Below are 26,032 nucleotides of genomic sequence, written 5' to 3' on the forward strand. Positions count from 1 at the left end.
TAGTACAGCAAGCTGCAACGAACTTTGACCTCCAATTTGTGTATTACACAATCGGAATGGGTCGGGTGGGCTGTCGCCGCACGCGGCAGTCGCTTCGCTCTACCACCCTCCAGCCCTACCTCGGACTCTTACTCCACGATCTTCCAATATGAGTCCTTGCGGATTACCTTGCCGTTGCGAAACGTGTAGAAGTCACAACCTTGGACCTCTTTTCTCGCTCCCTCGCGGGTGGTGCCTGTGAGGGTCCATTTAGAGATGCCAGTATCGGTAGCCGAATCCACAAAATGTTCATCGTTGCCGTAGTGGACATCAGGCAAGCCTTCAAAGCGTATTGCCAATGCTTCTCGTACGTTCTGTTTTCCCTCGAAACGAGAACCCCAAGGTTTGCTTCCCCTCGGCATTTCCAGGACACAATCGTCAGCAAAGAACGTCATGATGCGATCAAGGTCATGTGCGTTGAAGGCCGTGCATAGCTCGGTCAGTGTCGATCGAATGTCCATTCGTTCGTCTCCCGCGTTCGGATTATCGATGACTGCTCATGCGTGTTCCGAAATATTAATGGGCGCCGACCGGGGCTCTACCGCCTGAGAAACGCCCCGAATGCCCTTGGCCCGTCGCCGACCTTGATCTCACCTACGACCTTCAGCTCGACGGCATCGATCACGCTGATCGAGTTGCTCTCCCAATTTGCCACGATAACGCGCCGCCCATCCGCCGTCGCCGCGATCCCTTCCGGATAATCGCCCACGGTGATGCGCTTGACCAGCGACAGCGTTGCGAGATCGAACACGGTGACGGTGCCGTCATACTGGTCGGTGACGAAGCCACGGCCCTGGGCCAGCGCGACGGCATAGGGGCGCAAGCCCGTCTTCACGCGGCCGATCTCTCGGGCCTGCTCAATATCGATCACCGAGACGTCGTTCGATCCGACATTGGCGGTGTAGGCGTGCCGGCCCTCGGCATCGATCGTTATGCCGAACGGGCGCGTTCCGACCTTGATGGTGGCGCGCCGCTCGCGCGAGGCGGTATCGATCACGGACACGCTGTCGGCATCGCGGTCCGCGGAGAGCAGCAGCCGACCATCCGGCGTCACTGCAAGCCCCGACGGCGAGGCGCCGACCGTGATGTTTGCAATCACACGCTGCTCCCTGGGATCGACCACCCGCACCGAAGCGGCGTACCAGTCGGCGACATAGACGGTGGCGCCATCCGGCGTCACGGCGACACCGAGCGGACCGCCGCCGACGTCGATCTTGCCGACGACGCGGCGTGCGGCGGCATCGACCACCGTCAGCGCCTTGGTGTCCGGGCTCGTCACATAGGCGAAGCGTCCGTCCGGCGTGATGGCGACACCCGCCGGCTTGCCGCCGATCGCGATGGTCGCGACCGGCTGCAAGGATGTGAGATCCACGACCGTCAGGTTTTCGCTGAGCTGGTTGGTGACGAACGCCTCTTCGGCCCAACCTTGCCCGGCCAAGGCGGAGCCGATGCCGGCGGCGAGCGCCGCCAGAACCACGGCCCGCACGATCAGCTTCCGCTCTCGACCTTCTTCTTCAGCGCCTCGAGGCCCGCGCGATAGAGCCCGCTCACTGCTTTCACCGCGGCCTCGTCGCTCAGTTCCGGCGGCGGGTCGTTGTTCGGAAAACCGCGATAGAATGCGCCGGCCCATTCCAGGCTGCTCCCCTTGCCGTCGGCGCTGGGCGTGACCGTCAGGGTGGACGAATAGTTGGTGACCGGCAGCACCTTCACGTCAACGGCGGTGATCCGATAGGAATAGGTCATCTTCTCGGCGTCGTATTTGTAGAGTTCCTCATCGACCGTCGCGCCACCCGCCAGCGTCAATCGCCGCGTGGCCTCGATCGCGTTGCCTTTCGCACCCTCGGTTTTGCTGACCGGCTGCAGCCAGCTCATGTCCTGGAAATTGCCGATCACCGCCCACACCTTGGCCGGCGGCGCGTTGATCTCGATCGACTCCCGCACCTTCTGGCGGGTCGGCCCGTGCGCCCAGGCTGTCCCCATTACCGCCAGCGCCATCACCACGGCGCCCGCCCTCGCAATCGTCACTCTCATGTCGTTTCCCCAATGTTTCGTTGGCCCCGCGTCGGCGCGCGTTGGCGAATAGCGTACCGCATTTTCGTGCCAAAGAAGGCTGGTTCGTGGCGCTGCCGGGAGGCGGTAATGCAGGATGGGTGGAGCGACGTTGTCCGCCGGAAGCGATACCGATCGCGCTTTTACGGCGCGAACGAGGGCCGCATCGCGCCGCTTGGGAACTCAGAAGCCCGCAGCCGCAAATGCCGTTCTACACCGTCCAGTAATGCGGATGAGGCCTTGAGCGATCACCCCAATCGAAGGCTTCTTCATCGAGCTCGGATGGACCCGTGCGCAGATCCTCCAGCGTCACGTCGGATTGGTAGGCCTGACGCGCGGGATCAAATCGGAGGGCGTCCCAGCGGATCGGACAATGATGGTGGCTGCCGAGCAGTCCGCCGGTCTTGATCACGGCGTAGGCAACCGTTCCGCTCACCTTGTCGAGCATCAGCCGCTCAATCGAGCCAAGTCTTGTGCCGTCGCGGCCGTACACGTTCACACGCTCGACGCGATCGCTGGGCACCAGGGTATGAGGCATGGCGTCCTCCCTGTTTTCCCTTGTTCGGCCGATATAATAGCACAACCGGGCCCGTCGTGGTTGCCTCACCCTGCGACAAAGTCTGCCGTTGTGCAGGATGGGTGGAGCGCAGCGATACCCATCAGGATAGCCGTGCGATGCAGAATGATGGGTTTCGCTTACGCTCTACCCATCCTTACAGACTTCGATCGTCACCGCTGCGTGGTCGGATCATTGAGAAGCATCTCGAGAAAATAACGGCACGCTTCGTCTTCATCAGGAAATTCATGAACAGCATTCAAATTTCCGCGCTCGCAATAATAGGTACGCCAAACGACCCCATCTCTTTCCAATCGATATTGCTCGTCGTCGGCCCCAATTCCCTCGATGCTAAACGCGCGCGATCTCACGCCACGGTCTGACAATATTCTTTGTAGTTCCGCGATATCCATTAGAATGTTCTCACTCCTCGATCGCCGCCTGCACGAATCCGTCCGGGTCATCACAAAACTCGCGCATGACCTTGTAGTGATCGGTCTCGCGCACGCTCACCGGCTCCAGCCCGTATTTCGTTAGCCGCAGCAGTGTCGCATTCGGGTACGCCATCAGCATCGGCGCGTGCGTGGCCATGATGATCTGGCAATGGCCGATCTCGTCCATCCGCCGCATCAGTTTCAGAAACTCGATCTGGCGCGCGGGTGACAGCGCGGATTCCGGCTCGTCGAAGATGAAGATGCCCTGCTTCTGGCAGCGCTCCTCGAAGAAGCGCAGAAAGCCTTCGCCGTGGGAATGGGAGAGGAAGTCAGGTGGGGGGCCTCCTCCTCTCGGATATTTCTGGGCCATCTCGTCTAAGTATCGGGCGACCGAGAAAAAGCTTTCGGCGCGGAAGAACCAGCCATTGGTAATTTTGGGCAGCCAACTCGCCCGCAACGCTTTCGACAATTGTCCACCCATTTTCTCCAACGCCCATGAGTGGTCGACCGTCAAGTAGCCCTTGCCGCCGCCAGCTTCGTCATAGCCGGCAAGCACAGCGATGCCTTCTAGCAAGGTGGATTTGCCCGTACCGTTCTCACCGACGATGATGGTGATCGCGCGGTTGAAGCTCAGCTCGAAATCGTCGTGCAATAACGGCAAGCAAAACGGATAGGCCTCGCGGTTCGTGATGCGCGAGGGTTCGAGCCAGATGCGCTTGAGATATGGCGCCGGCAAGTTGATCGGGCGATTGCGTCTGGAAGCCATGTTTGCGGTTCTCGGGAAACAAAGTCATTCGTTATGGTTATACAGTCCATGCCGCGCAATCCTAGATGGCACACCGAGCAATGCAAAGCGCCGCGTACACAATCTTCCGCAATGCCATCCTCGGCGAGCATCAGATCGTCTGCCGCTACGGCGGCCGCAACCGCGAACTCTGCCCGCATATCATCGGCACCAACAAACGCGGCGAAGAGGTCGTGCTGGCCTGGCAGTTCGCCGGCGAGAGCAGTGGCCCGCTGCCGCAATGGCGCTGCCTGAAACTCGCCGAAGTCAGCGACGCCCGCCTGCGCGCAGGCCGCTGGCACGAGGGCGGCTCGCACCGTACGACGCAGACCTGCGTCAGCGATATCGATCTCGACATCAACGTCCACGTTCGCAAACGCAGGTGATACGATCGTCAGCAAATGTGTCGCATGATCGCAAAACTATCTCCACCCGTCATTGCGAGCGTAGCGAAGCAATCCATCTTTCCGCGCATGAGGTGACAATGGATTGCTTCGCTGCGCTCGCAATGACGTGGATAGGCTGGTGCGCACCAACATTCGCATGCGCGAACGCAATCTCGATCTAACGCATTCGCGTCATCTCTCGCGCATATCGAGAACGTATTCCGCGCTACACGTCGCCGCATCGCTGTCGAAATAGCAACCTGTCCGCGCCAATGAGCAGACGCGCTTCGGTCCAATTTTTGCCGGCATACATGTCGTATGGTTAATCCTGCGAACGACGTTTTCACATCCGCTCAAACGTCGCTTGCAGACGACTCCTTGAGGGCGCGTTCGCGCCTGCTTCCAGAACGTTACGTCACCATGCCGGTGCAATCGGTCCGTTTATGGGGCCTGCAGGGGATTACACGAGTGTTCAACTACAGGGGACAAACAATGAAACGACTACTTCTAGCTGGTGCGGCCCTTTTGTCGGTCGCGACCGCGGCATCGGCCGCCGACCTGCGGGCGCGGCCCTACGCCAAAGCGGCCCCCCCGGCGGCGGTGGTTGCGGCGTATAACTGGTCCGGCTTCTATATCGGCGCGATGGGCGGCTACGGTTCGGAGACCGAGGCGGGCAGCGGCGGCTTCGGCGGCGGCACGGTCGGCTACAACTGGCAATTTCCCGGCAGCCAGTTCGTGTTCGGTATCGAAGTCGATGCCGCCGGCGCCAGCATCAAGGACAGCGTCACCGAGGATGACGGCGCCGGCCTCGTGGCCACGCTGGATACCAAGATCAACTCATTCGGCAGCGTGACGGGCCGCGCCGGTTTCGCGGTGGATGCGGCGCTCATCTACGCCAAGGGCGGCTTCGCCTGGGCCAACAGCAAGGCCAATCTTTCAGTGCCGGCATTCGCCCTGTCGGCTTCGGATAGCCACACTCACACGGGATACACCATCGGTGGCGGCCTCGAATACATGTTCGCCCCGAACTGGTCGGCCAAGGGTGAATACATGTTCACCAGCCTCGGCGGCGAGACCTACAATCTCGGCGGCCTCCCACTGGAGTCCGGCACCATCGACCTCCACACCTTCAAGGTCGGCGTGAACTATCACTTCCGGTAACCGGTCATGTAGCAACCATTAAACGGATTGATTGTGCGCGATTGATTGTCCGTTTCCGCTGAGCATGACGCCGTGCTCGCCACCGTCAAGGCGTGGCCTGGCGGCGGCTGTGGGTGGCGAGAGATTGGAGCGACGGCCATCCTTGACGACGGCTGCGCGCGACGTCGTTGGGATGGCAGGTCGGGACGAAGAAACGGTGCTGCGGTCGAACCAAGAAACTTGGATTAGCTTGCTGGCGAGGCGCCCATCGTTGCAGCCAAGGGGGGCTGGTCTTGCCAAGGCGTGCCACGTGCCACGACAGTGTTGATGAAGATGAGCAGCTTCCTGGCGCAGGCGATGAGCGCTTGCTTGTGCTCTTTTCCAGCGGCCCTCAGCCGGCTGTAAAGGGCGATAAGCTGCGGATTCCAGCGAAAGGATGCCGGCAGCGCCGCCGTATAGAGCGCCCGACGCAGCCTCTTGCGTCCGCCGTCGACGTGACGGGCGCCGCTGTGCTCGCCGCTGTCATCGTCATAGGGCGCAAGGCCGGCGAGAGCGGCGGCTTGCTCGCGGCTGAGCTGGCCGATCTCGGGCATGCGTATCAGGACCGCGACTGCGGTCGGCATCCCGGCGCCGCCCACGCTGTAGATCAGATCGAGCCGCTGGGCGAGGTCGCGATGCTCGCGGATCGCGGCCACCAAGGCCTTGAGTTCGACCCTCTCGCGCTTGGCCAGGCGGGCGATCTCGTCCTTCCAGACCTTCTGGATGCGCGGATCGCGGCAGGCCTCGAGCCGGTTTTTGTACAGCGTAATGTCCTCTCCGATCTGTTCGATCAGCGTCAGATGTTCGGCAAACGGCTGCAGCCGGGGATCGGGGGCGGCGTGGATCTTCTTGACCGCAGCAGTGCAGGCGGCAATCAGCGCGGCATCGATCTTGTCGTTCTTGGCGCGCTGCAAGTGGAACTTGGCATAGGCCCGCACTTGTGCCGGCTGAAACACCACCACAACGAACCGCTTGCGCCGCAGCTCGCTGACGACTGGGAGTTCATAGCCGCCACTCGCCTCGATCCCAATGCGCTTGACCTTGTGGCGCCGCAACCACTCCAACAGCGCCTTGTGGCCTTCAGCCGTGTTCTCGACTTGCAGCTGCAAGGAGTTGCCATCGATCGCCACGTCTAGCTTCCGTTTGCCGGTATCGATCCCGGCGCAGATTGTGGTACGCTTGGCCATCTTCGTCGACCCTCCCTTGTGATGCGAACCTGAAGTTCCTTCAACCATCCGGGTCCCGATGAAGTGCCGATTGCGATCTTGCTACGTAAGACAGCCCTCTAGGCTTCGGTGGGCATCGATCCGATCAATCGGCGGCCCAGCCAGGGTGGCCACCCCGGCTGGGCCATTCCTCACGGAACGAGACCACTTTAATCCTTCGCGCTAATACAAGGGTGGGCAAAGCGCAAGCGTGCCCACCATCTACTGACTACCTACTGACTACAATGACACTGGATGGTGGGCACGGCGCAATGCGCCTTTGCCCACCCTTGTTTAATGGTTGCTACGGCATTACGAAGAACTCAAACCACTTCCAGCACCAGCTCCATCGTCATCAGCACCGGATTGTCGCCGCGCATCAGCCGGCCCTCGGCGACGCCGCCGAGATAATCGACGAGTGCGATATCGATCTCCGCGTGAAGTGTACCGTCGGCGCCGGGCGCGATCGCGCCGGCCTTGATGGCAAGCTCCGTCGCAAACGGCACCACGGTTCGGCCGTCGGCGAAATGCGCGCCGATCGTTGAGCCGACGCCGCCGTGAATCCGCGCGCGCAAAATTCCGTGCTGCCGGCAGAAGGTCTCCAACGCCGCGGCGAAATCCTGATTCGGCCGCAGCCGCAGCGCGAACGCGCGGCTCTCGGCCTTCACATCCGTGCTCGCACGCGCGACCGGCCCAAACAATTTGAAATTGGTCTCAGGATCAGGCTCGGCCATGAACATGGCGCCGTCGATGCCGAACGCTTCGACGGTGAATGATTCGGCGATGATGCTCTCCTCCGGGAGAATGTGGCCGCCGTGCAGATGGCCGTCGGTCTCGGTCCACAGTCCATGGCAATGGAAGAACGGCGCACCGTCGCGCTCGCCGAGCGTCATCGCCCCACACTTCAGCCGCGTGATGCCGGAGGGCCGATACGTATCGCTGTAGAACGCCGCGTTGGCACCGGTCTTCGACAGCGCCGGCATGACATAGGCAAAGGGCCCGAGCGTCCCTCCCCGCATGCTCAGCACGCCGCCGGAAAATCCGGCCTCCGCAAAACCGCGGCGTGCAGCCTCCAGCAGCGGCAGGCCGGCCTCAAGCGCAAACGAGAACGCCCGCCCCCGCGCCTCGACCCACTGGATGCGTTCGGGTGCGGGCGGCCCGGGCTGCTCGATGCTGCGCATCGCCTCAGCTGCCCGTCTTGGAAACATTGTCATTGGGCGCGTTTTCTTCACGCGAACCGGAAGCCACTTCGCTCGAAAACGCTATGGTCTCAAGCAATCCTCGCGCTTCCAGTTCATCGCGGACCAGCCGCTTCGGAATCTTGCCGTAGCCGGATTTCGGCAGCGCCTCCCAGAAGAAGAAACGCTTCGGCATCTTGTAGCGCGGCACTTTCGGCGCGAGGAATGCGGCAAGCTCCGCTTCGCTCACGGCAGCAGCACCCTCACGCGCGACGCAGACGGCGACGCCGACTTCGCCCCAGAACGGGTCGGGCACGCCGAGCACGGCCACTTCTCCGATCGCGGGATGGGTGAGAATCTTCTCCTCGACCTCGCGCGGATAGATGTTGGAGCCGCCGGAGATGTACATGTCCGAGGCGCGGCCGGTGATGTAGACAAAACCCTCCTCGTCCATGTGGCCGAGATCGCCGGTGCGAAACCAGCCGTCGCGGAACGCCTTCGCATTGGCTTCGGGGTTATCGTAATAGCCGGCGAACACCGCGGGGCCGATCACGCAGATCTCGCCGGTCTCAAAGGCTTTAAGTTCACTCCCGTCATCGCCCTGGATCGAGACCTGCATGCCGGTGCGCTCGAAGCCGCAGGTGCCGATGCGGGCCTGCGGGCTGTCCTCGACGTCATGCAGGTTGGCCGGCATCACGGTGATGTTGCCGGTGACCTCGCCGAGCCCGAAATATTGCACCAGGACCTTGCCGAGCTTGTTCAGCGCGGCCTTCTGGTCCTCGCGATACATCGGTGCCCCGGCGTAGATGACGAAGCGCAGCGAGGAGTGATCGAACTTGTCGACCGCGGGATGCTCGACCATCATCTTCAGAATGGTCGGCACGGTGAAGATGTTGCTGACACGATGCACCTCGATCAGCCGGAACGCCTCGGCGATGTCGAATTTTTCCGAAGGCAGCAAAATGGTCGGCACCCCGCGCGCGGCCTGCACGAGCTGGTGCACGCCGGCGCCATGCGACAGCGGCGCGACCACCAGCGAGGCATCCGTCTCCGTCGTGCCCGGCATCAGGTCGGCGAGATGATTTGTCACCACAAAGGCCATCTGGCCGTGGGTGAGCACGGCCGCCTTGGAGCGTCCCGTGGTGCCCGAGGTGAAGAAGAACCAGCAGGGATCGTCGTAATCGACCGCCGCGTTCTCGATCTTCGCGCCGGCCTGCGCCGCGATCACGTCGCTCACCGCGCGTTCGCCGAGGGTGCCCTCGCCGATCCGCCAGATGAATTCGAGCGCGGGATTGGCAGCCGCCGTGGCATGCTCGGGAAAATCGCCATGGCACAAAAACGCCTTGGCGCCGGAGGCGCTGGCGAGATAGGCGACCTCGTCCGGCATCAGGCGAAAATTCGTGGGCACCCAGACCGCGCCGAGGCGAAAGGCCGCGAACATCGACCAGAACATCTCGTCGCAATTCTTGGAATGGACCAGGATGCGGTCGCCCTTGACGACCCCACGCGCGGCGAGGCCTGCCGCCAGCGCCGATACGGCGGAATCGATCTCGCGCCAGGTCCAGGATTTCTCGCCCCAGACGAAACCCGTGCGGTCGCCGTGACGACGGGCATTCTGGGTCAGCAGATGCGCGAGATTCATCACCCGGCGCGACATCCGCGCCAGCCCGCCGCGCGGGTTGGCGGTGGTCCCAGTGCCGGTCATCGCAGGACCACCCGGGGGCCCCGCAGGGGACGCCAATCAACCGTTACGCATCGCAACACGGACATCGAACACCTCATTCGAACGATAACAGACGGCCGGGCGACCAATGGTTTGTCGCCAGCGTCATGCTCACCATGGTCCAGCCAGGCTCTCCCGTCCATAACCCGCCCCAACGATTTGAGGAACCAAATGATTACACGCCGAAACCTGATCGTATCAGGCGTAGCCCTCGTGCTGGCCGCTGCCCTGCCGCACGACGCGCGCGCCGACGATCCCGCCGGCATTCTCACCGCGGTCTATACCCGCGTGGCCAAGGGCAAGGGAGATGGCGGCGGCACGTTCGTGATCGAGAATAAGGCCGCGAAAGCCAAATACCTGTCGAAATCGCTGATCGCGCTGTGGGCCAAAGCGGATGCCCGCACCAAAAACGGCGATGGCGGACCCGTGGGGTTCGACCCCGTCACCAATTCGCAGGATCCGGACGTGAAATCGTTCAAAGTGGCTGCCGAGAAGCAGGATGGCGACAAGGCGACTATTGCTGTCACGATCGAAGCCCATCAGCAGGATGCACGCGCCAACCAGGCCGACAAAACCATCCGCTACGACTTCGTCCGCGAGGCCGGTCAGTGGAAGATTGACGACATCAAGGGCGCCGTCGGTGGCAACCCATGGTCGGTTCGCGCCCTGCTCGTGGACTCATTCAAGTACTAGCGGCTAAGGAAGCCAAGGCCTGCCAGTCAACGAACCGGCAGGCCCCCACGCATTATTGCGGATGGTTGGCCAGTTCCTGGTCACTCAGGCGCCAGTCTTGCCAGAGCTGGAGCGCGCCCAACAGAACGACGATTCCGCCGAGCATGGCGTGCCAGATCCGGAGCGTCTCATCGCCGGAATAGCCAAAGATGAAGGGCGAGGCGATCAGCCAGAGGCCAAGCACGATCTCGCCCACCTCCTCCCAGCGCTGCAATGCGACATATTCGAGCTGGGCCAGTCCGAAGATCAGCATGCCGACCACAAATGTATTGAGGATCATGGTGCTGCGTTCGGCGTCCATCACTTCATGATTGGAGAACGGAAACCACGGCGAAACTACGATCAGCACGCCAAGGAGCATGCCTAACCAGTCTTCCCATGTGCGATGTTTACTGAAGAAATGAATGCCCGACATTGTAGACCTCCCCTTGAAAAAAGAGGCATACGTCGGCGGCCGCGATCACAGCATTTTCGATCCCGAACCAGATCCGGCCGCTTCGGCGGCGTATGTCATCCTAAAGACGTAGGAACGCTGCCCACCGCTGCAAGGTCCGCCCGCAGAGATCTTGGCGGACGGGAACCGCATCCGACCGCTATTGCGCCGCACCCAACCGTTGCAGACTCTCGCTGGCGATACGCAGATTTGGGCTGATCTCGAGTGCCTTGCGAAAATCCGCAATCGCGCCGGCCTTGTCGCCGAGCCACATCTTGGCCTGGCCGCGATTGTTCCAGGAGTAGGCATCGGCTGGATCGTATTGCAGCGCCTTGTCATAATCGGCCAGGCCGCCCTTGGTGTCGCCCTGGAACAGCCTGATCATGCCGCGATTGCGCCAGCCGCGCGCGTCCGTCGGCGCCATCTTGATAGCCTCGCCATAGTCGGCCGCGGCACGGTCGAGCTGCTCGTTGTCGCGATGGACATTGCCGCGGTTGATATAGGCCAGCATGCTGGGTCGAAGCTTGATCTCCGTGGTGTAATCCGCAGCCGCACGAGCCATGTCGCGCTTGCGGTGATAGGCATAGCCGCGATTGCTGTAGGCGATGGCAAGCGCCGGATTGTGCTTGATGGCGGCGCTGAAATCGGCGATTGCGCGATCGAGGTCGCCCTTGTTGAACCAGGCGTCGCCGCGGTTGTTGTAGGCCAGCGCGAATGCGGGATCGATGCGGAGCGCGTCGTCGTAGTCGGCCACTGCACGGTCGAGATCGCGCTTGAAGGCGTAGACGCGGCCTCGGTTGGTGAGTGCACAGGCCGACGTCGGATCGAGCCGGATCGATTCATTGAGGTCGGCCAGCGCGGCGTCGAGCTGCCGCTTCTCGGTTAACCCATGCCCCCGGAAGCAATAGGCGGCAGCCAACCTCTTGCCCGTCTCGCGCTTGGCCTCGATGACAGCGCCGCAGGCGGCCACCTTGTCGTCCGGCGTCGTGGTGGTGCTGACGCAGGCCCGCCAGGTCTTGTCATCTTCGGCGGATGCGGCGGGTGCTTGCGCCAGTGTCACGGCTGCGCCCAGCAGCGAAGCGGTCAGGCAGGTCAAGATACGCATATCAGGTAATCCCCAGCAAGCCAGCTCCCCCTTCGTCGCCGGTTTGCATCGGCGGGTTCATGCCCCTACATCAAAGGGTGAATCACGCTGGGAATCACTGCATGACCGCCATCCGCGACAACAAGGCTCAAAACCGCTTCGAACTCGACGTCGACGGCGCGGTGGCATTTGCGAACTATCGCGCCACACCCGCGGCTATCATCATCACCCACACCGAGACGCCCCGCGCACTGCGCGGCCGCGGCATCGCTTCCGAACTGATCAAGGGCGCGCTCGAACTGATCCGCGCCGACGGCCGCAAGGTCATCGCCGGCTGCGGTTTCGTCGTGGATTACTTACGCAGAAATCCGGAGTTCGCCGATCTGACGTAGTGGTGTTGTCGTAGCCCGGATGGAGCGAAGCGCAATCCGGGATAGGTCCATCCGCTGCGATCTGGGTCCCCCGGATTTCGCTTCGCTCCATCCGGGCTACGTCCCATGCGTCTACGTAATCCGGATCGACATATCCGGTAGGCCCTCGAGCTTGCACAGGATCACATCACCCTTCACCATCGGGCCGACATTTTCCGGCGTGCCGGAATAAATGATGTCGCCGGCCTTGAGTTCGAAGGGCTTCCGAAAGTTTGGAGATCTGCTCGGCCACGTTCCAGATCATGTTCTGCAGGTTGGAGTTCTGCTTGACCGTGCCGTTCACCGCCAGCGAGATCGCGCCCTTGGTCGCCGATCGGCGCGCCATCGCCAAACAAAAAGGCCCGCGTCACCGCGGGCCTTTCGGATGGATCTTAACGAAGCTCAGTGCTTGATATCAGGCGGCAGCTTGCCGCCATTGGCAGCCAGCTTGGCCATGACCTGCTTGTGCAGCCAGATATTCATGCTGGCGGAATCGTTGGTGTCGCCGGTGTAGCCGAGCTCTTTCGCGAGATCCTTGCGCGCGGCAAAGCTGGAATCGATGTCGAGCGCCTTCATCAGGTCGACGATCGAGGTGCGCCACGCCAGCTTCTCGCCCTTGGCAGCGACCGCCTTGTCCAGGATGGGCGCGACATCGACCGTCGCGGCAGCCGGTGCAGCGGCGGCCCCGCCGGACGATCCGGCTCCCGCGGCCGCGCCGCCACCGCCCGCCGGTGCGGCGTCTGCCTTGCTGCCGAAGATCGCGCCCATGATTTTTCCGAAAATGCTCATCGTTGACTCCCAATGACTTGAGGATGGGCTGAGTAGCTGCCGAGTTTTCGACCGACAGCACCACGCCGGGATCGCCGGCAAGTCTAGCCAGACCGAAGTAGCTTGCCAATGAAACATTCACCTAAGCGTGAGTGCCTTTGTCGCTGTTTGAGAGTACGCTGATGACTCGGTTCGCGACTTGGCCAGTTCCATCCCTCTGTCCTCGCGTCTGGCCTGATCGTGATCATTTTATGAAGCGGCGCATTGGCGTCTTTCGATAGGCGCACCAATGCTGCCGGCAGGGAGACAGCGACCATGGCCACCCTTCACGGCAATGTCACATCTATGGCGCAGGGCGTAACCGATAACGCTGCCGCGCCAGTCATCCGAACCATCGGCTTGTCAGATCTCCATCGCGCCTTGCAGCGCGGCTGGGAAGATTTCAAGGCGGTACCAACTCACGCGATCATTCTGTGCGTTATCTATCCCGTGCTCGGATTGATGCTGGCGCGTGCCGTGCTCGGCTATTCCGTGCTGCCATTGCTGTTTCCGCTCGCCGCCGGCTTTGCCCTGATCGGTCCGTTTGCGGCAGTCGGCCTTTATGAGATGAGTCGCCGCCGCGAACGCGGTGAGCAAGCAACTGCCTGGGATGCGTTCGAGGTCGTGCGCTCGCCGTCGTTCGGCGCAATGCTCGGGCTCGGCGTCCTGCTGCTGGCCCTGTTCGTGACCTGGGTGGCCACCGCGCAGGCGATCTACATCGCCGCGTTCGGCTATGCGGGAGCGACCGGCATTTCCGATTTCGTCACGCGCGTGCTGACCACGTCACAAGGCTGGTGGCTGATCGTGGTCGGCTGCGGCGTCGGCTTCCTGTTCGCGCTCGTCGCACTTTGCATCAGCGTGGTCTCCTTCCCGCTAATGCTGGACCGTCACGCCGGCGCCGGCGATGCGATGGTGACTTCGCTGCGCGTGGTGGCACGCAATCCCGCGCCGATGGCGGCATGGGGATTCATCGTCGCGGCGCTGCTGGTCGTGGGAACGTTGCCGTGCTTCCTCGGCCTGGCCGTCGTCATCCCCCTGCTCGGGCACGCCACCTGGCATCTTTACCGAGAGACGATCGAGCCGGAACTCAATCCGCAGCCGCTTCCGCCCCGCGCGCACCGCGAACGCAAGCCGGCCGCCGATTTTCCGGCCAACCTGTTCCCCTGGCGGCACAAGGATGGTGCATAGGCTACGGGGAACCCTGATCAATCAAACCGCCGGTCGAATCCGACCGGCGGCTTGGCTGTTCACCGCTCACTAACGATGAATTGAGCATGTTCAACGGAATAGCATCCAGGGCCACGATTTGAGCCTTGTTTTGGCCGATCTTGCTTCGAACATTCGAACGTGACGTTGACACTAAACTCGATGAACGCATCGATCGTGGAGCGAACGGCACGATGATCTCCCGCCTGCCTCTGCGCGCTCTCACCTTGGGCGCCCTGTTACTGAGTTCTGCGGTGCCCGCGCTCGCCGCGCCCTGCGGCACGGGCTCGTTCGAAAGCTGGCTGGAAGACTTCAAGAAGGAAGCGGCCGCCAAGGGAATATCGGCACCCGCCATTCAGGCCGGCCTGTCCGGCGTCACGCTCGACAAGAGCGTGCTGGCCCGCGACCAGTCGCAGAAGGTTTTCACCCAGAGCTTTGAGGAATTCTCCGGCCGAATGGTTCCGCCCCGCCTCACCCGCGGCTCCAACATGCTCAAGCAATACGGTTCGGTGCTTGGGCGTATCGAACAGGCCTACGGCGTATCGGGCGAAGTGCTGGTGGCGATCTGGGGCCTGGAAACCGATTTCGGCGTCAACATCGGAAAGTTTTCGACGCTGCGCGCGCTGGCGACGCTGGCCTATGATTGCCGGCGCACCGAGTTGTTCAAGGCCGAGTTGATGGATGCGCTGCGCATTGTCGAGCGCGGCGATATCGCGCCGGCGGATCTGCGCGGCGCATGGGCCGGCGAAATCGGCCAGACCCAGTTCATGCCCTCGTCCTACATCAAATTCGCAGTTGATTTCGACGGCAACGGCCGCCGCGATCTCCTGCGCAGCCCGCCGGACGTGCTGGCTTCGACCGCCAACTTCCTCGCCAACCATGGCTGGCAGCGCGGCAAGGAGTGGGAGCCCGGCAGCGCCAATTTCGCGGCGATCAAGGAGTGGAACAAGAGCGAGGTCTACGCCAAGACCATCGCTGCTTTCGCGACGCAGCTTTCGCGCGCGCCCTAGCAAAACTCAAAGGGCCGGCCGAAATGACCGGCCCTTTGCCACGCTCTATTTCGCCGCGCTCGCTTGCATCGCATTGCTCAGATGTGCTGCGCAGACGCCGGCCTTGCCGCTCAGCATCGCATCCTGCGCTGCCGCGATTTCTTTCTGGGCGGCGATCTTCCCCTCGCCGTCCGCCATGTTCTCGATCATCGTTTCGGTCTTGTTCAGATTGTCGCCGCGGCGCCTGCGGCCCGTCTGGTGCGAACCATGCTGACACGCCCGTTAAACAGACCAATTGCCTACAGTCGGGGTCGGAACGTCATTTCCTAGCAATGCTATAATAATGAATATATATTCATTATTATATCAGCAGACCACATGCGATTCGCGCATAAGAACGTTCCAAAAATCAGGATTTTCTCGGCATATTTGTCCGCCTTCGACGGCTCTCGGGCCGCATTGGCTAATGGTCCGGCAGCAAACGAGGCTTATTCGTCGTTTACGAGAAACCCGAAAATTTCCGGTATTATTTGAATGGTTGAAGCACACTCTCACGCGCTTCGGGCAGCCAACCTGCGAGCCATACCGAAAGGTTAAGCGGACCTTATCGTAGTTATGCGTTTGACGATTAGCTGCAACGCAACATCGGAACTTCTGCACTGCAAAATATAAGCTATATTCATTTCAACGATGAAGCTGTCCTCCAAGAGCTGAATCGTAACTGCAAGGAGACTACCATGTTGCTCTCGCTCATCCGCATGATCCAGGCTTTCCGGGATTATCAGCGCAATGTCAGCGAACTGTCCCAGCTCAGCGACCGCGAACTGGCCGATATTGGCCTCGATCGTTCGGACATTCCGCGCGTTGCCTCCGGGGCCTATAACGGCTGATCTCTGTTCAGCCGCCTGATGAACGGATAACGCCCGCCCTCGTTGCGGGCGTTGTCGTTTGAGCCTTGATCTTGACGCGTTTTCTTTACGCGAACCGGTATCCACCCCCGGATCAAAGTCCGAGGGGCATACTTCGCTTGAAAACGCTATGGCAGGTGCGCTTCGCGTGAAAACGCGCTAACCCTGCGCGCATGATTTCCTCTACCTCCCAAACTGACACCGTCCATGTGATTGGCGGCGGCCTCGCCGGCTCGGAAGCTGCCTGGCAGGTCGCCACTGCCGGCATTCGCGTGGTCCTGCACGAGATGCGCCCGCAGCGGATGACCGAGGCGCACCGCACCGAAGGCCTGGCCGAACTGGTCTGCTCCAATTCGTTCCGCTCAGACGATGCCGCCAACAACGCCGTCGGCCTGCTGCATGCCGAGATGCGTCGGCTGGGATCGCTGATCATGCGCGCCGCCGACGCCAACCAGGTGCCCGCCGGCGGGGCGCTGGCAGTCGACCGCGACGGGTTTTCGGCTGCCGTCACCAAGGCTCTCCATGACCACCCCCTGATCGAGATCGCCCGCTCCGAGATTGCCGGCCTGCCGCCCGCTGAGTGGAGCAACGTGATCGTCGCGACCGGCCCCCTCACCTCGGCGCCATTGGCTGACGCCATTCGCGAGCTGACGGACGAGAGCGCGCTGGCGTTTTTCGACGCGATCGCGCCGATCGTCCACAAGGATTCCATCGACATGTCGGTGGCGTGGTTTCAGTCGCGCTACGACAAGGTCGGGCCCGGCGGCACCGGCGCCGATTACATCAACTGCCCGATGACGAAGGAGCAGTATGACGCCTTCGTCGCGGCATTGCTGGCCGGCGAGAAGGTCGATTTCAAGGACTGGGAGACCAACACGCCCTATTTCGACGGCTGCCTCCCCGTCGAGGTGATGGCCGAGCGCGGCCACGAGACGCTGCGGCACGGGCCGATGAAGCCGGTCGGGCTGACCAATCCGCACAATCCGACGGTGAAGCCCTATGCCATCGTCCAGCTTCGCCAGGACAACAAGCTCGGCACGCTCTACAACATCGTCGGCTTCCAGACCAAGCTGAACTACGGCGCGCAGCAGCGCGTGTTCCGCACCATTCCGGGGCTCGAGAACGCCGAATTCGCCCGGCTCGGCGGCCTGCACCGCAACACCTTCCTGAACTCGCCAAAGCTGCTGGATGGCCAGTTGCGGCTGCGTGCGCAGCCACGGCTGCGCTTTGCCGGCCAGATGACGGGCTGCGAGGGTTATGTGGAATCCGCCAGCATCGGGCTGATCGCAGGCCTCTACGCTGCGGCGAACGCCCGGGCGCAATCGCTTGAACCGCCGCCCGCGACCACGGCGCTGGGCTCGCTGCTCGGCCATATCACTGGGGGCCATATCGAAACCATTGAGGCGGGCACGCGCTCATTCCAGCCGATGAACATCAATTTCGGGCTATTCCCGCCGCTTGCGAGCGTGCCCACCAAGAAGGCGGACGGCACGCGGCTGCGCGGCAACGAGAAGACGGTCGCCAAGAAGCAGGCGCTCGGTGCGCGGGCGCTGACCGATCTCGATCGCTGGATCGCCGAGCATCTCGGCGTAGCGGCGGCGGCGTAATCCCATGGCTCTGCCGAAAGACGACGCCGCGACGCTGTCGGCGCGATGGACCGAAGGCGTGCTGCTGAAGCGCGACGTTTTCTCAACGGTCGAGCGCGGCCGTTTTCGCGACGAGGACGGCGAGGTCGATGCAGTGCTGCGCCGGCTCGATCAGGTGCCGCTGTGGTCCTATCCCCTCGCCCGCCACCTGTTTGCCCGCGAGCGCCGCGCGCTGGCGCTGGCGCGTGATCTCGACGTCGGCCCCAAACTGCTGTGGGCAGGACGGAAGGCACTGGTGCGCGGCTTCATCGACGGCGTCGCGCTGCATCTGGCAAAGCCCCATGGCGACGTCGCCTATTTCCGCTCGGCCAAATCAGCGCTCCGCAAGCTGCATCGCGCCGGCATCTGCCACAACGATCTCGCCAAGGAGCAGAACTGGCTGGTCGGCCGCGACGGCCGCGCCTACCTCACCGACTTTCAACTGGCCGCCTGCTTTTCGACCCGAAGCCGGCTGTTCCGGATCGCGGCCTATGAGGATCTGCGGCATATGCTGAAGCACAAGCGCAGCTATGCGCCGTCGGCGCTGACGCCGATGGAGCGCAAGATTCTCGCGCGCAAATCCTTTGTCGCCAGCCTCTGGCTCAAGACCGGCAAGAAGGTCTATCAGGCCATCACCCGCGGCCTGTTCAACTTCACCGATCGCGAAGGCGGCGGCCGCCGGCTGGTCAACGACGCACCTGTCCTGATCGAGCTGATCCGGAAGAATCCCGATGTGCGCGATACCGCCATTGTCGCCTTCGCCGACCGGCGCAGCGGCGTCGGGCTGTATGCCTTTGTCGAGGCCGACAAGGTCGAGCTGGAAAAGCAGTTGCGCAGCGAGCTTGCCGCCGCCAAGGGCGTCAAACCGCCGGAGCATATCCAGGTGGTGCATGCCCTGCCGCGCGATGCCGCCGGCAAGCCGCGCACGGAGATCCTGCAGCTCGTCGCGATGAACCAGGTCGACCTGATCGAGCCGCTGATCAACAACGAGGTCGACCGCGCCTTCCTGAAGGACATTCTGGAGAGCCGGAAAAATTTGCGGGACCGGTTCAATTTCGAAAGCAGCGAATTGAATTCGCGGTAGGCGCTCCGACGTCATTACGAGCGAAGCGAAGCAATCCATCTATCCCCGCGTTGAGGCATGGATTGCTTCGCTTCGCTCGCAATGACGCGGCAAGGGCGGAGTTCTCTACCCGCCAAACTCCTTGGTCCGCGAAGCGCGCCACAGCGTCCACAGGATCCGCAGTCGCGACGTTGCCTGCGGGACGAACGGATCGGCATCGGCACGCGACATGCGCTTCAGATCGCGGTGGGTTAGCGTCAACGGCAGGAACACCGGCCGCACCGGCGGCGGCACGTGCGCGAGCAGCTCGAAAGCCGTGCGGAGATGCTTTCGTGCCTCTCCGATCAGCTGGTCGATCGCAGCACGCGCCTGTGGCGTCTGCTTGCCTGCAAATACCTGCTCCATTCCGCTGCCATGTTGCAGCAGCAATTGCAGCGGCACGAAAAGCTGGCGCCGTGCGGCATCGTGCGGCAACGCGGTGAGTACCTGCGCGATTCCCTGCGCCAGCCCGCCATGGCGCGCGAGATGGTCGATCGCGGCCGACGGCGGTGCCGCGATCCGCGCAGCCAGCGAGAACAGCGCCGAGGCGGTATCGGTGGCATACCCCTCCAGCGCCGCCATCGACGGCATCGGATCGTTGTAGAGGTCGAATTGATGCTCCTCGATCAGCCGCAACAGCGGCTCGATCGGCAGGCGGAATTCGCCGATCGTTTGCCGCAGTTCGGCTGCGACCGGATTGCCCTCGACGCCGCCATGGCCGGCGCCTTCCAGCATATCGGTCCACCATTGCATCCGCATTTCGCCTGGCAATGGCTGGCTGACTTGCTCGCGCACGCGAGAGATCTCGACATTGAAGGCATAGATCGCGAGCAGTGCGCGGCGATGAACCGCCGGCAGGAACAGCGTCGACGCGTAGCGGACGAAGTCGTGCGTGCGCACCAGATCGGCGCAGAACGCGGCAGAATCCTTCGACGTCGCGGCCTCGCTCATGGCACCGCGATCAGCGCCGCCGCGACGCGCCGCCGTTCGCCCAGCATGATGTTGTAGGTGCGAATCGCAGGCCCCGTCTGCATCGCATCAAGCACCACGCGCACGGCGCGCAGCGCCTCGCGCAGGCCCCGCGGCGGGACCCAGACCTCCGTGCCGGTGCCGACGATCAGCGTGTCGATGGAATTGGCGGCCTTGAACACGCGCGCCAGCGAATACTCGTCGATCTCGGCAGGTTTCGTCACCGGCCAGGCCCAGATCGCATCCGGCAGGCACAACAGCGACCCGCGATGCGACATGTCGGCGAAGGCGAAGCCGCCCTTGCCGTAGGCCTCGATCGGCGCCGACCTCGGAAGATGGGGAGCGTCCGAGGATGTGGCCATGATTTACTTCTTCGCAGGCGTGTCCGGCGCGTCGCGGTGCTCGCCAACACCGAGATAGATCAGGATCGGCGCCGCAATGAAGATCGAGGTGTAGGTACCGACCAGCACGACGCCGAACATCATCACAGCCGTGAAGCTATGGATCGCGTGGCCGCCGAACAAGAGCAGCGCAAGCAAGGCCAGCGTCACCGTAACGTGGGTGATGATCGAGCGCGAAAGCGTCGAATTGATGGATTCGTTCAGAAGCTGCGGCATCGGCATCTTCTTGTAGCGCCGCAGCATTTCCCGGATGCGGTCGTAGATGACGACCGTGTCGTTCAGCGAGTAGCCGAGAATCGTCAAAAGCGCCGCGATGCTGGTCAGGTCGAAATCGACCTGCGAGATCGACATGAAGCCGATCGTCAGCACGATGTCATGGACGTTGGCGATCATGGCACCGAGCGCGAACTGCCATTCGAACCGGAACCAGAGATAGATCAGGATGCCGACGATCGCGAGCATCAGGCCGACCATGCCGAAGGCCAACAGCTCACCGGAAACGCGCGGTCCGACCACTTCGACGCGGCGGTATTCGACGCTGTCACCGAGCGCGCCGCGCACCTTCCCCACGGCAGCCTGCTGGGCGGCGTCGCCGCCCGGCTGTTCGGCCACCCGGATCAGCACGTCGTTCGGACCACCGAACTGCTGCAACTGGATATCGCCAAGCCCGAGCGTGCTCAGTTGCGCGCGCATCGCGCCGATATCGGCGGGGCCGGACTTGTTCTGCACTTCCAGCAGCGTGCCGCCCCTGAAATCGATGCCGAAATTCAGCCCGTGGGTGAAGAACAGCACGATCGCGACAATCGACAGCGCTGCCGAGATCGGAAAGCTGATGCGGCGAAAGCGCGTGAAATCGAAGTGCGTATCGTCGGGGACGATGCGCAGCGGCGGCAACAGATCGAAGATGGCGACGATGGTCAGGATGACGACCAGAACGCCCAGCGCAATGAGAACGTATTGAGTCACGGTGGGGTTCCTAGATCGGCACGGTCTTCGGTCGCTTCCACCGTACCCAACCGGCAACGATCAGGCTGGTGAGCGTAAACGCTGTAAAGACCGTGGTGATAATGCCGATGCCGAGCGTAACGGCGAAGCCGCGGACCGGGCCGGTGCCGATGTAGAACAGCACCGCAGCGGCGATGAAGGTGGTAATGTTGGAGTCCAGAATTGTCGCCAATGCGCGCCGGAATCCGGCATCGATTGCCGAAATCGCGTTGCGGCCGTGTCGGAGCTCTTCCCGGATGCGCTCATAGATCAGCACGTTGGAGTCGACCGCGATGCCGACCGTCAGCACGACACCGGCGATGCCGGGCAGCGTCAGAGTGGCGTTGAGCAGCGAAAGGATGCCGAAGATCATCGCGACGTTGATGGCGACCGCGATGTTGGCAAAGACGCCGAACAGCCGGTAGGTCAGCAGCATGAACACGATGACCATGATGGACCCGACATAGGCCGCCAGTTTGCCCTTCTCGATCGAGTCCTGGCCGAGGCCCGGACCCACGGTACGCTCTTCGACGACGGTGAGCGGCGCCGGCAGCGCGCCGGCCCGCAGGAGCAGCGCGAGTTCGTTGGCGGCCTGCACGGTGAAACTGCCGGAGATCTGCCCCTGCCCGCCGGTAATCGGCTCGCGGATGACGGGCGCCGAGATCACCTTGTTATCAAGGACAATGGCAAATGGCTGCCCGACATTCTCCGACGTCGCCTGAGCGAATTTGCGTGCCCCCGAAGTGTTGAACTTGAAGCTCACGATCGGCTCGTTGGTGCGCTGGTCGAAACCCGGCTGCGCATCGGTCAGATCGCCGCCGGAAACCAGAACCTGCCGCTTGATGACGTAAGGCACCTTCGGCGTTTGCTCGCTCATCAGGACTTCCGAATCAGCCGGCACCCGTCCCGCCTGCGCCTGATCCGGCGAGACCGACGAATCGACCATGCGGAATTCCATCTTGGCAGTCTGGCCAAGGATGCGCTTCAGCTCGGTCGGATCCTGCAGACCCGGCACCTGAACCAGAATGCGGTCGGTGCCCTGCCGCTGGATCAGCGGCTCCACCGTACCCAACTGGTTGATACGGCGTTCGACGATCTGGATCGACTGCTCGTTGGTTTGCCGTATGCGTTCGGTGATCGCCGCTTGCGGCACCACAAGGCGGATCAAGCCACCGCCAGCGTCTGAAACCTCGAGGCTTCGCTGCCCGCTGGAGCCGAGCAGCCCGCCAAGCGGCTGCGAGAGTTCACGCAGCTTGGGAAGTGCCGCCTGAAGGTCGCTGTCCTTGACACGGACTTCGACAGCGTCGCCGCGCACCGCAAGACCGGTGTAACCGATCTTGGCTTCGCGCAGCACGCGGCGGGCCTCGTCGCGAACCTGATCCAGTCTTTCCTTCTTGATATAATTGGTATCGAGTTCGAGCAGCAGGTACGAGCCGCCCTGCAGATCGAGGCCGAGCACGATGTGGCGTTGCGCCCAGACCGGCCAGGTCTTCACCCGCTCCTGGGGAAAGAAGTTCGGAACCGCGAACAGGCAGACGATCAGCGCCGTCAGAATGATCGCCAGCGCCTTCCACCGCGAGAAATACAGCATCGAGTAGACCCGTCACATCCAGGAAAATGCGCCGCAACGCGCGGCGCGCAAAACTCAGCTCGCGGACGTCTCGTCCTTGGCCTCACTCTTTTCCTTGGCCGGCTCGCCCTTGGCGCGGACGCCCGAGATCATCTGCCGCATCTGCCGCACGCGGACACCGTCCGAAATCTCGAACTCGATCTGGTCGTCGTCCACCACCTTGGTCACCTTGCCGACCAGGCCGCCCGAGGTGACGACGGTGTCGCCGCGGCGGATGTTTTTGACCAGTTCCTGGTGATCCTTGATCTTCTTCTGCTGCGGCCGCAGAATCAGGAAGTACATGATCACGAAGATCAGCGCGAACGGCAGCAGCGACATCAGCATGCTGTTCGCATCGCCGCCGGCTGCAGCCTGGGCGTACGCAGGGGTAATCAGCATTCGAACAATCCTCGTGAGACGGAAAAGAACCGGCCATGCCTGGGCATAGCGTCCCTAGGCAGAGCTTCCTGGGCATGTCGCCGGTCCGGGCAAATTTGCGCGGACTATAGCGGCGGCGGGCCCAATTGCAACGCTGGCCGCCCCCTCATTTAGGCCGCTTGCGAGACCTTCCAAGGCCCGTTAAGGCTGCGCCGTCAGGAACTCCGGAAATGTCGAAAAAAGCCAAGAAAACAGCGCCCCGTGCCGCCCCCAGGGCCGCCTCGCGAGCCCTTGCAAAAACCGCGACAAAACGTCCGGCAAGCAGCCTTAACGGCGCCACCGCCGAGCGGATAGCGACCGCGCTGGAAGCCATCGCCGGCCACCTCTCCGCGGCTTCCCCAGCAGGCGCCAGCCCCGAGTCGTTCGGCTCGGCCGATGCCTTCGTGTGGCATCCGGACGGACGGCTTTCGCCGGTGCCGCGCGTCAGCCGCGTCGATCTTGGCCTGCTCAAGGGCATCGACCGGATGCGCGACATCCTGATCGAGAACACCGAGCGCTTTGCCGACGGGCTGCCCGCGAACAACGCCCTGCTGTGGGGCGCCCGCGGCATGGGCAAGTCGTCGCTGGTGAAGGCCGCTCATGCCAGCATCAATCTCGACCGCAAGCTGGCCGACCGGCTCAAGCTGATCGAGATCCACCGCGAGGACATCGAGAGCCTGCCCGGCCTGATGGACCTGCTGCGCAGCTCCGATTTCCGCTTCATCGTGTTCTGCGACGACCTCTCCTTCGACGGCAACGACGCCTCCTACAAGTCGCTCAAGGCGGTGCTGGAAGGCGGCATCGAGGGTCGCCCCGACAACGTCATTCTCTACGCTACTTCGAACCGCCGGCACCTGCTGGCGCGCGAGATGATCGAGAACGAACGCTCGACCGCGATCAACCCGGGCGAGGCGGTCGAGGAAAAGGTGTCGCTGTCGGACCGCTTTGGCCTGTGGCTCGGCTTTCATCGCTGCAGTCAGGACGAATACCTCGCCATGGTCCGCGGCTATTGCGGCCATTTCGGCATCAAGATCGCCGACGACGAACTCGAGCGCGAGGCGCTGGAATGGTCGACCACCCGCGGCTCCCGGTCGGGCCGCGTCGCCTGGCAGTTCACGCAGGAACTGGCGGGACGGCTGGGTGTGCGACTTTCGGGGAAGTAGGTCGAGCCCGTAGATCCTATGGGTGGCAGGTGTTCAGGGGGTAAGTTGAGTTTGCGACCCCCACTCACCCAGAGGATCCACGATGTGCACAGATCACGCTGACACACCCGCCGGCTGCGAGTATGCCACGGTTTACGTTGCTTTCGAACTGAGCAAGGCGAAATGGCAGCTAGGCATAATGATGCCTGGTGCCGAGAAGGTGAGCCGTTACCGGATTGACGGTGGCGACTTGGCGGCGTTGTCGAGTTTGCTGGTCAAGGCTCGATCGAAGGCGGCGCAGACGGGGAAGCCGGTTCGTATCCTGTCTTGCTATGAAGCAGGTCTCGACGGTCATTGGCTGCACCGCTGGCTTGCCGACAACGAGGTGCTCAATTACGAGATCGATGCGTCGAGCATCGAGGTGAACCGGCGGGCACGGCGTGCCAAGACCGATCGGATCGACCTGGCGCAGTTGATGCGCTCGTTTCTGGCTTACCTGCGTGGCGAACCGCGGGTTTGCAGCATGGTTCGGGTTCCCACGCCTGAGGAGGAGGACCGCAAACGGCGCACGCGCGAGCGCGAGCGGCTGCTGGAGGAGCGCACCGGGCACAGCAATCGGATCAAGGGGCTGCTGCATGGCCAGGGTATCCGCGATGTCATGCCCCTGAAGCCGGACTTCTTGTCGGGTCTGGAGGAGATGCGTACCGGCGATGGGCGCGCTCTGCCGCCGCGGCTGAAGGACGAGATCCGTCGCGAGCATGAGCGGCTGGTCTTGGTGCACAAGCAGATCAAGGCGCTCGAGGCAGCGAATGCGGCCGCGCATCGGGCACCGGCCAAGGACTCGGTAGAGGCGAAGGCGGTTCAGCTTGCCCAACTCAAGGCGATCGGCCCGCACATCGCCCAGCTTCTCGCCAACGAGGTCTTCTACCGCAACTTCAAGAACCGGCGTCAGGTCGGCAGTTGCTTCGGACTGACCGACATGCCCTACGACAGCGGCGCCAGCCGCAGGCAACAGGGCATCAGCAAGGCTGGCAATCGCCGAGCGCGAACGACCGCCATCGAGCTCGCCTGGCTATGGCTGAGCCATCAGCCCGACAGCGAGCTGAGCCGCTGGTTCCGCGAGCGGGTTGGCAACCTCAAGGGTCGCATCCGCAAGATCGCCATCGTGGCGCTGGCGCGCAAGCTGATGGTGGCGCTCTGGCGCTATCTGGAAACCGGCCTTGTGCCGAGCGGCGCTGTGATGCGTCCAAGTCTCTAACCAACGCCGGTGTGCCAATGACGGCCGACGTGATCCAGGACAGACGTGTGACCGAACCCGGGCTTGGGTCTTCGGATTCCGCTTTCGTAGATGGGTCCCGTCTCTTCTGGGCCTTACCTTCACCCGTGCATGAAAGATCAGGGTCCGGGCCACCACACCCGACCGGATACAAGTTGATGCGGTGTTGGCCGCATACGACGTCACGGCCCAGTCCAGGACATCACGTCAAGCTGTCAATCGCGCGCCTCGAAACGTCCCGATCCGAAAGCTTCGCACCGGCCTTGCCACCGTCAAGGCCGCTACGCGCCGCCTCCGGCGGTGGCCTGCGGCCAGCCTTGACCGTGCCGCGTCCGGCGCAGCGGCTATCCATCGGAACGAAACAGCCATCAAGAGCCGTTGCTCTCCACCGAACATGCCAAGGCA

At 62.7% G+C, this 26,032-nt stretch carries 30 protein-coding genes and 1 pseudogene; 12 read left to right on the forward strand and 19 right to left on the reverse strand.

Annotated elements, in window-relative coordinates; genetic code table 11:
* Positions 1 to 128: 128 nt before the first annotated feature.
* The 6 genes from LMTR21_RS21450 to LMTR21_RS21475 form a co-directional block, all read right to left on the reverse strand.
* Complete coding sequence (locus LMTR21_RS21450) at positions 129 to 500, reverse strand: nuclear transport factor 2 family protein (RefSeq protein ID WP_065753822.1); 372 nt, start codon at positions 498 to 500, stop codon at positions 129 to 131.
* Between the two features lie 77 nt (positions 501 to 577).
* Positions 578 to 1,525 carry a YVTN family beta-propeller repeat protein gene (locus tag LMTR21_RS21455; RefSeq protein ID WP_065753821.1) on the reverse strand — a complete coding sequence of 316 codons (948 nt, stop codon included), beginning with the start codon at positions 1,523 to 1,525 and terminating at the stop codon, positions 578 to 580.
* A gap of 2 nt (positions 1,526 to 1,527) precedes the next feature.
* Entirely contained in the window at positions 1,528 to 2,070 is a 543-nt protein-coding gene (locus tag LMTR21_RS21460) for an SRPBCC family protein (RefSeq protein WP_065753820.1), read from the reverse strand.
* A 229-nt stretch (positions 2,071 to 2,299) separates the two neighbouring features.
* Entirely contained in the window at positions 2,300 to 2,626 is a 327-nt protein-coding gene (locus LMTR21_RS21465) for a PRC-barrel domain-containing protein (protein WP_065753819.1), read from the reverse strand.
* 191 nt (positions 2,627 to 2,817) lie between these two features.
* The gene (locus LMTR21_RS21470) at positions 2,818 to 3,057 is read right to left on the reverse strand and encodes a hypothetical protein (protein ID WP_065753818.1); all 240 of its coding nucleotides are present in this window, start codon (positions 3,055 to 3,057) and stop codon (positions 2,818 to 2,820) included.
* A gap of 10 nt (positions 3,058 to 3,067) precedes the next feature.
* Entirely contained in the window at positions 3,068 to 3,844 is a 777-nt protein-coding gene (locus tag LMTR21_RS21475; RefSeq protein WP_065753817.1) for an AAA family ATPase, read from the reverse strand.
* Between the two features lie 80 nt (positions 3,845 to 3,924).
* Here LMTR21_RS21475 and LMTR21_RS21480 point away from each other — a divergent pair, with 80 nt between their 5' ends.
* Both LMTR21_RS21480 and LMTR21_RS21485 read left to right on the forward strand, forming a co-directional pair.
* Positions 3,925 to 4,248 carry a hypothetical protein gene (locus tag LMTR21_RS21480; protein WP_065753816.1) on the forward strand — a complete coding sequence of 108 codons (324 nt, stop codon included), beginning with the start codon at positions 3,925 to 3,927 and terminating at the stop codon, positions 4,246 to 4,248.
* A gap of 492 nt (positions 4,249 to 4,740) precedes the next feature.
* Positions 4,741 to 5,409 (forward strand): outer membrane protein, encoded by a 669-nt coding sequence (locus LMTR21_RS21485; RefSeq protein ID WP_065753815.1) that lies wholly within the window; start codon positions 4,741 to 4,743, stop codon positions 5,407 to 5,409.
* A gap of 224 nt (positions 5,410 to 5,633) precedes the next feature.
* On the opposite strand, the gene LMTR21_RS21490 is transcribed toward LMTR21_RS21485, so the two are convergent.
* The 3 genes from LMTR21_RS21490 to LMTR21_RS21500 form a co-directional block, all read right to left on the reverse strand.
* On the reverse strand, positions 5,634 to 6,614 hold the full coding sequence (locus tag LMTR21_RS21490; RefSeq protein WP_065750579.1) for an IS110 family RNA-guided transposase: 981 nt from the start codon (positions 6,612 to 6,614) through the stop codon (positions 5,634 to 5,636).
* A 341-nt stretch (positions 6,615 to 6,955) separates the two neighbouring features.
* Positions 6,956 to 7,813 carry a PCC domain-containing protein gene (locus tag LMTR21_RS21495; RefSeq protein ID WP_065756489.1) on the reverse strand — a complete coding sequence of 286 codons (858 nt, stop codon included), beginning with the start codon at positions 7,811 to 7,813 and terminating at the stop codon, positions 6,956 to 6,958.
* 4 nt (positions 7,814 to 7,817) lie between these two features.
* Positions 7,818 to 9,515, reverse strand: a complete 1,698-nt coding sequence (locus LMTR21_RS21500) for an acyl-CoA synthetase (protein ID WP_084031006.1) — start codon at positions 9,513 to 9,515, stop codon at positions 7,818 to 7,820.
* Positions 9,516 to 9,704: 189 nt separating this feature from the next.
* Between LMTR21_RS21500 and LMTR21_RS21505 the strand changes: the two genes are divergently transcribed.
* On the forward strand, positions 9,705 to 10,226 hold the full coding sequence (locus tag LMTR21_RS21505; RefSeq protein WP_065756488.1) for a DUF3828 domain-containing protein: 522 nt from the start codon (positions 9,705 to 9,707) through the stop codon (positions 10,224 to 10,226).
* Between the two features lie 52 nt (positions 10,227 to 10,278).
* On the opposite strand, the gene LMTR21_RS21510 is transcribed toward LMTR21_RS21505, so the two are convergent.
* Complete coding sequence (locus LMTR21_RS21510; protein WP_065756487.1) at positions 10,279 to 10,680, reverse strand: SPW repeat protein; 402 nt, start codon at positions 10,678 to 10,680, stop codon at positions 10,279 to 10,281.
* Between LMTR21_RS21510 and LMTR21_RS41475 the strand changes: the two genes are divergently transcribed.
* Complete coding sequence (locus LMTR21_RS41475; protein ID WP_283813498.1) at positions 10,670 to 10,792, forward strand: hypothetical protein; 123 nt, start codon at positions 10,670 to 10,672, stop codon at positions 10,790 to 10,792. The genes LMTR21_RS21510 and LMTR21_RS41475 overlap by 11 nt on opposite strands.
* 66 nt (positions 10,793 to 10,858) lie before the next feature.
* Here the strand turns inward: LMTR21_RS41475 and LMTR21_RS21515 are convergent, their stop codons facing one another.
* Positions 10,859 to 11,803, reverse strand: coding sequence for a tetratricopeptide repeat protein (locus tag LMTR21_RS21515; protein WP_065756486.1), 945 nt, complete (start codon positions 11,801 to 11,803; stop codon positions 10,859 to 10,861).
* Positions 11,804 to 11,904: 101 nt separating this feature from the next.
* Here LMTR21_RS21515 and LMTR21_RS21520 point away from each other — a divergent pair, with 101 nt between their 5' ends.
* Positions 11,905 to 12,174, forward strand: a complete 270-nt coding sequence (locus tag LMTR21_RS21520) for a GNAT family N-acetyltransferase (protein ID WP_065756485.1) — start codon at positions 11,905 to 11,907, stop codon at positions 12,172 to 12,174.
* A 111-nt stretch (positions 12,175 to 12,285) separates the two neighbouring features.
* On the opposite strand, the pseudogene LMTR21_RS21525 reads toward LMTR21_RS21520, so the two are convergent.
* Positions 12,286 to 12,520, reverse strand: a pseudogene (locus tag LMTR21_RS21525) (fumarylacetoacetate hydrolase family protein); the annotation flags it as partial.
* Positions 12,521 to 12,594: 74 nt separating this feature from the next.
* Positions 12,595 to 12,981, reverse strand: coding sequence for a DUF3597 domain-containing protein (locus LMTR21_RS21530; protein ID WP_065756483.1), 387 nt, complete (start codon positions 12,979 to 12,981; stop codon positions 12,595 to 12,597).
* 294 nt (positions 12,982 to 13,275) lie between these two features.
* On the opposite strand from LMTR21_RS21530, the gene LMTR21_RS21535 reads away from it, so the two are divergent.
* Both LMTR21_RS21535 and LMTR21_RS21540 read left to right on the forward strand, forming a co-directional pair.
* Complete coding sequence (locus LMTR21_RS21535) at positions 13,276 to 14,187, forward strand: DUF2189 domain-containing protein (RefSeq protein WP_065756482.1); 912 nt, start codon at positions 13,276 to 13,278, stop codon at positions 14,185 to 14,187.
* 212 nt (positions 14,188 to 14,399) lie between these two features.
* Positions 14,400 to 15,215, forward strand: a complete 816-nt coding sequence (locus LMTR21_RS21540; RefSeq protein WP_065756490.1) for a lytic murein transglycosylase — start codon at positions 14,400 to 14,402, stop codon at positions 15,213 to 15,215.
* Between the two features lie 45 nt (positions 15,216 to 15,260).
* On the opposite strand, the gene LMTR21_RS40160 is transcribed toward LMTR21_RS21540, so the two are convergent.
* On the reverse strand, positions 15,261 to 15,404 hold the full coding sequence (locus tag LMTR21_RS40160; RefSeq protein ID WP_187399159.1) for a hypothetical protein: 144 nt from the start codon (positions 15,402 to 15,404) through the stop codon (positions 15,261 to 15,263).
* A 527-nt stretch (positions 15,405 to 15,931) separates the two neighbouring features.
* Here LMTR21_RS40160 and LMTR21_RS21545 point away from each other — a divergent pair.
* The 3 genes from LMTR21_RS21545 to LMTR21_RS21555 all read left to right on the forward strand — a co-directional run bounded on the left by LMTR21_RS21545 (position 15,932) and on the right by LMTR21_RS21555 (position 18,811).
* On the forward strand, positions 15,932 to 16,084 hold the full coding sequence (locus tag LMTR21_RS21545) for a DUF1127 domain-containing protein (protein WP_084031005.1): 153 nt from the start codon (positions 15,932 to 15,934) through the stop codon (positions 16,082 to 16,084).
* A gap of 191 nt (positions 16,085 to 16,275) precedes the next feature.
* Positions 16,276 to 17,709: a methylenetetrahydrofolate--tRNA-(uracil(54)-C(5))-methyltransferase (FADH(2)-oxidizing) TrmFO gene (gene trmFO, locus LMTR21_RS21550; protein WP_065756481.1), complete on the forward strand. Its 1,434-nt coding sequence runs from the start codon at positions 16,276 to 16,278 to the stop codon at positions 17,707 to 17,709.
* Between the two features lie 4 nt (positions 17,710 to 17,713).
* Complete coding sequence (locus LMTR21_RS21555) at positions 17,714 to 18,811, forward strand: serine/threonine protein kinase (protein ID WP_065756480.1); 1,098 nt, start codon at positions 17,714 to 17,716, stop codon at positions 18,809 to 18,811.
* Between the two features lie 105 nt (positions 18,812 to 18,916).
* On the opposite strand, the gene LMTR21_RS21560 is transcribed toward LMTR21_RS21555, so the two are convergent.
* The 5 genes from LMTR21_RS21560 to yajC are packed head-to-tail and all read right to left on the reverse strand — an operon-like array spanning position 18,917 to position 23,191.
* Positions 18,917 to 19,780 carry a phytoene/squalene synthase family protein gene (locus tag LMTR21_RS21560; protein WP_065756479.1) on the reverse strand — a complete coding sequence of 288 codons (864 nt, stop codon included), beginning with the start codon at positions 19,778 to 19,780 and terminating at the stop codon, positions 18,917 to 18,919.
* Positions 19,777 to 20,160, reverse strand: coding sequence for an Mth938-like domain-containing protein (locus LMTR21_RS21565; RefSeq protein ID WP_065756478.1), 384 nt, complete (start codon positions 20,158 to 20,160; stop codon positions 19,777 to 19,779). Before LMTR21_RS21565 ends, LMTR21_RS21560 begins: the two co-directional genes overlap by 4 nt.
* A gap of 3 nt (positions 20,161 to 20,163) precedes the next feature.
* Positions 20,164 to 21,165 (reverse strand): protein translocase subunit SecF, encoded by a 1,002-nt coding sequence (gene secF, locus LMTR21_RS21570; RefSeq protein WP_065756477.1) that lies wholly within the window; start codon positions 21,163 to 21,165, stop codon positions 20,164 to 20,166.
* 10 nt (positions 21,166 to 21,175) lie between these two features.
* Complete coding sequence (gene secD / locus LMTR21_RS21575) at positions 21,176 to 22,774, reverse strand: protein translocase subunit SecD (RefSeq protein WP_065756476.1); 1,599 nt, start codon at positions 22,772 to 22,774, stop codon at positions 21,176 to 21,178.
* Positions 22,775 to 22,828: 54 nt separating this feature from the next.
* Positions 22,829 to 23,191 carry a preprotein translocase subunit YajC gene (yajC, locus tag LMTR21_RS21580; protein ID WP_028345926.1) on the reverse strand — a complete coding sequence of 121 codons (363 nt, stop codon included), beginning with the start codon at positions 23,189 to 23,191 and terminating at the stop codon, positions 22,829 to 22,831.
* A 209-nt stretch (positions 23,192 to 23,400) separates the two neighbouring features.
* Between yajC and LMTR21_RS21585 the strand changes: the two genes are divergently transcribed.
* Positions 23,401 to 24,372, forward strand: a complete 972-nt coding sequence (locus LMTR21_RS21585; RefSeq protein ID WP_065756475.1) for an ATP-binding protein — start codon at positions 23,401 to 23,403, stop codon at positions 24,370 to 24,372.
* A gap of 82 nt (positions 24,373 to 24,454) precedes the next feature.
* Complete coding sequence (locus LMTR21_RS21590; RefSeq protein WP_065750576.1) at positions 24,455 to 25,609, forward strand: IS110 family RNA-guided transposase; 1,155 nt, start codon at positions 24,455 to 24,457, stop codon at positions 25,607 to 25,609.
* Positions 25,610 to 26,032: the final 423 nt, after the last annotated feature.

Source organism: Bradyrhizobium paxllaeri (assembly GCF_001693515.2).
In the GTDB taxonomy this organism is placed as follows: domain Bacteria; phylum Pseudomonadota; class Alphaproteobacteria; order Rhizobiales; family Xanthobacteraceae; genus Bradyrhizobium; species Bradyrhizobium paxllaeri.

Coding starts and splice junctions, on each gene's coding strand:
- LMTR21_RS21450 (WP_065753822.1), bottom strand. CDS start 500: ATGGACATTCGATCGACACTGACCGAGCTATGCACGGCCTTCAACGCA.
- LMTR21_RS21460 (WP_065753820.1), bottom strand. CDS start 2,070: ATGAGAGTGACGATTGCGAGGGCGGGCGCCGTGGTGATGGCGCTGGCG.
- LMTR21_RS21465 (WP_065753819.1), bottom strand. CDS start 2,626: ATGCCTCATACCCTGGTGCCCAGCGATCGCGTCGAGCGTGTGAACGTG.
- LMTR21_RS21470 (WP_065753818.1), bottom strand. CDS start 3,057: ATGGATATCGCGGAACTACAAAGAATATTGTCAGACCGTGGCGTGAGA.
- LMTR21_RS21475 (WP_065753817.1), bottom strand. CDS start 3,844: ATGGCTTCCAGACGCAATCGCCCGATCAACTTGCCGGCGCCATATCTC.
- LMTR21_RS21480 (WP_065753816.1), top strand. CDS start 3,925: ATGCAAAGCGCCGCGTACACAATCTTCCGCAATGCCATCCTCGGCGAG.
- LMTR21_RS21485 (WP_065753815.1), top strand. CDS start 4,741: ATGAAACGACTACTTCTAGCTGGTGCGGCCCTTTTGTCGGTCGCGACC.
- LMTR21_RS21490 (WP_065750579.1), bottom strand. CDS start 6,614: ATGGCCAAGCGTACCACAATCTGCGCCGGGATCGATACCGGCAAACGG.
- LMTR21_RS21495 (WP_065756489.1), bottom strand. CDS start 7,813: ATGCGCAGCATCGAGCAGCCCGGGCCGCCCGCACCCGAACGCATCCAG.
- LMTR21_RS21500 (WP_084031006.1), bottom strand. CDS start 9,515: ATGACCGGCACTGGGACCACCGCCAACCCGCGCGGCGGGCTGGCGCGG.
- LMTR21_RS21505 (WP_065756488.1), top strand. CDS start 9,705: ATGATTACACGCCGAAACCTGATCGTATCAGGCGTAGCCCTCGTGCTG.
- LMTR21_RS41475 (WP_283813498.1), top strand. CDS start 10,670: ATGCCCGACATTGTAGACCTCCCCTTGAAAAAAGAGGCATACGTCGGC.
- LMTR21_RS21510 (WP_065756487.1), bottom strand. CDS start 10,680: ATGTCGGGCATTCATTTCTTCAGTAAACATCGCACATGGGAAGACTGG.
- LMTR21_RS21515 (WP_065756486.1), bottom strand. CDS start 11,803: ATGCGTATCTTGACCTGCCTGACCGCTTCGCTGCTGGGCGCAGCCGTG.
- LMTR21_RS21520 (WP_065756485.1), top strand. CDS start 11,905: ATGACCGCCATCCGCGACAACAAGGCTCAAAACCGCTTCGAACTCGAC.
- LMTR21_RS21530 (WP_065756483.1), bottom strand. CDS start 12,981: ATGAGCATTTTCGGAAAAATCATGGGCGCGATCTTCGGCAGCAAGGCA.
- LMTR21_RS21535 (WP_065756482.1), top strand. CDS start 13,276: ATGGCCACCCTTCACGGCAATGTCACATCTATGGCGCAGGGCGTAACC.
- LMTR21_RS21540 (WP_065756490.1), top strand. CDS start 14,400: ATGATCTCCCGCCTGCCTCTGCGCGCTCTCACCTTGGGCGCCCTGTTA.
- LMTR21_RS40160 (WP_187399159.1), bottom strand. CDS start 15,404: ATGATCGAGAACATGGCGGACGGCGAGGGGAAGATCGCCGCCCAGAAA.
- LMTR21_RS21545 (WP_084031005.1), top strand. CDS start 15,932: ATGTTGCTCTCGCTCATCCGCATGATCCAGGCTTTCCGGGATTATCAG.
- trmFO (WP_065756481.1), top strand. CDS start 16,276: ATGATTTCCTCTACCTCCCAAACTGACACCGTCCATGTGATTGGCGGC.
- LMTR21_RS21555 (WP_065756480.1), top strand. CDS start 17,714: ATGGCTCTGCCGAAAGACGACGCCGCGACGCTGTCGGCGCGATGGACC.
- LMTR21_RS21560 (WP_065756479.1), bottom strand. CDS start 19,780: ATGAGCGAGGCCGCGACGTCGAAGGATTCTGCCGCGTTCTGCGCCGAT.
- LMTR21_RS21565 (WP_065756478.1), bottom strand. CDS start 20,160: ATGGCCACATCCTCGGACGCTCCCCATCTTCCGAGGTCGGCGCCGATC.
- secD (WP_065756476.1), bottom strand. CDS start 22,774: ATGCTGTATTTCTCGCGGTGGAAGGCGCTGGCGATCATTCTGACGGCG.
- yajC (WP_028345926.1), bottom strand. CDS start 23,191: ATGCTGATTACCCCTGCGTACGCCCAGGCTGCAGCCGGCGGCGATGCG.
- LMTR21_RS21585 (WP_065756475.1), top strand. CDS start 23,401: ATGTCGAAAAAAGCCAAGAAAACAGCGCCCCGTGCCGCCCCCAGGGCC.
- LMTR21_RS21590 (WP_065750576.1), top strand. CDS start 24,455: ATGTGCACAGATCACGCTGACACACCCGCCGGCTGCGAGTATGCCACG.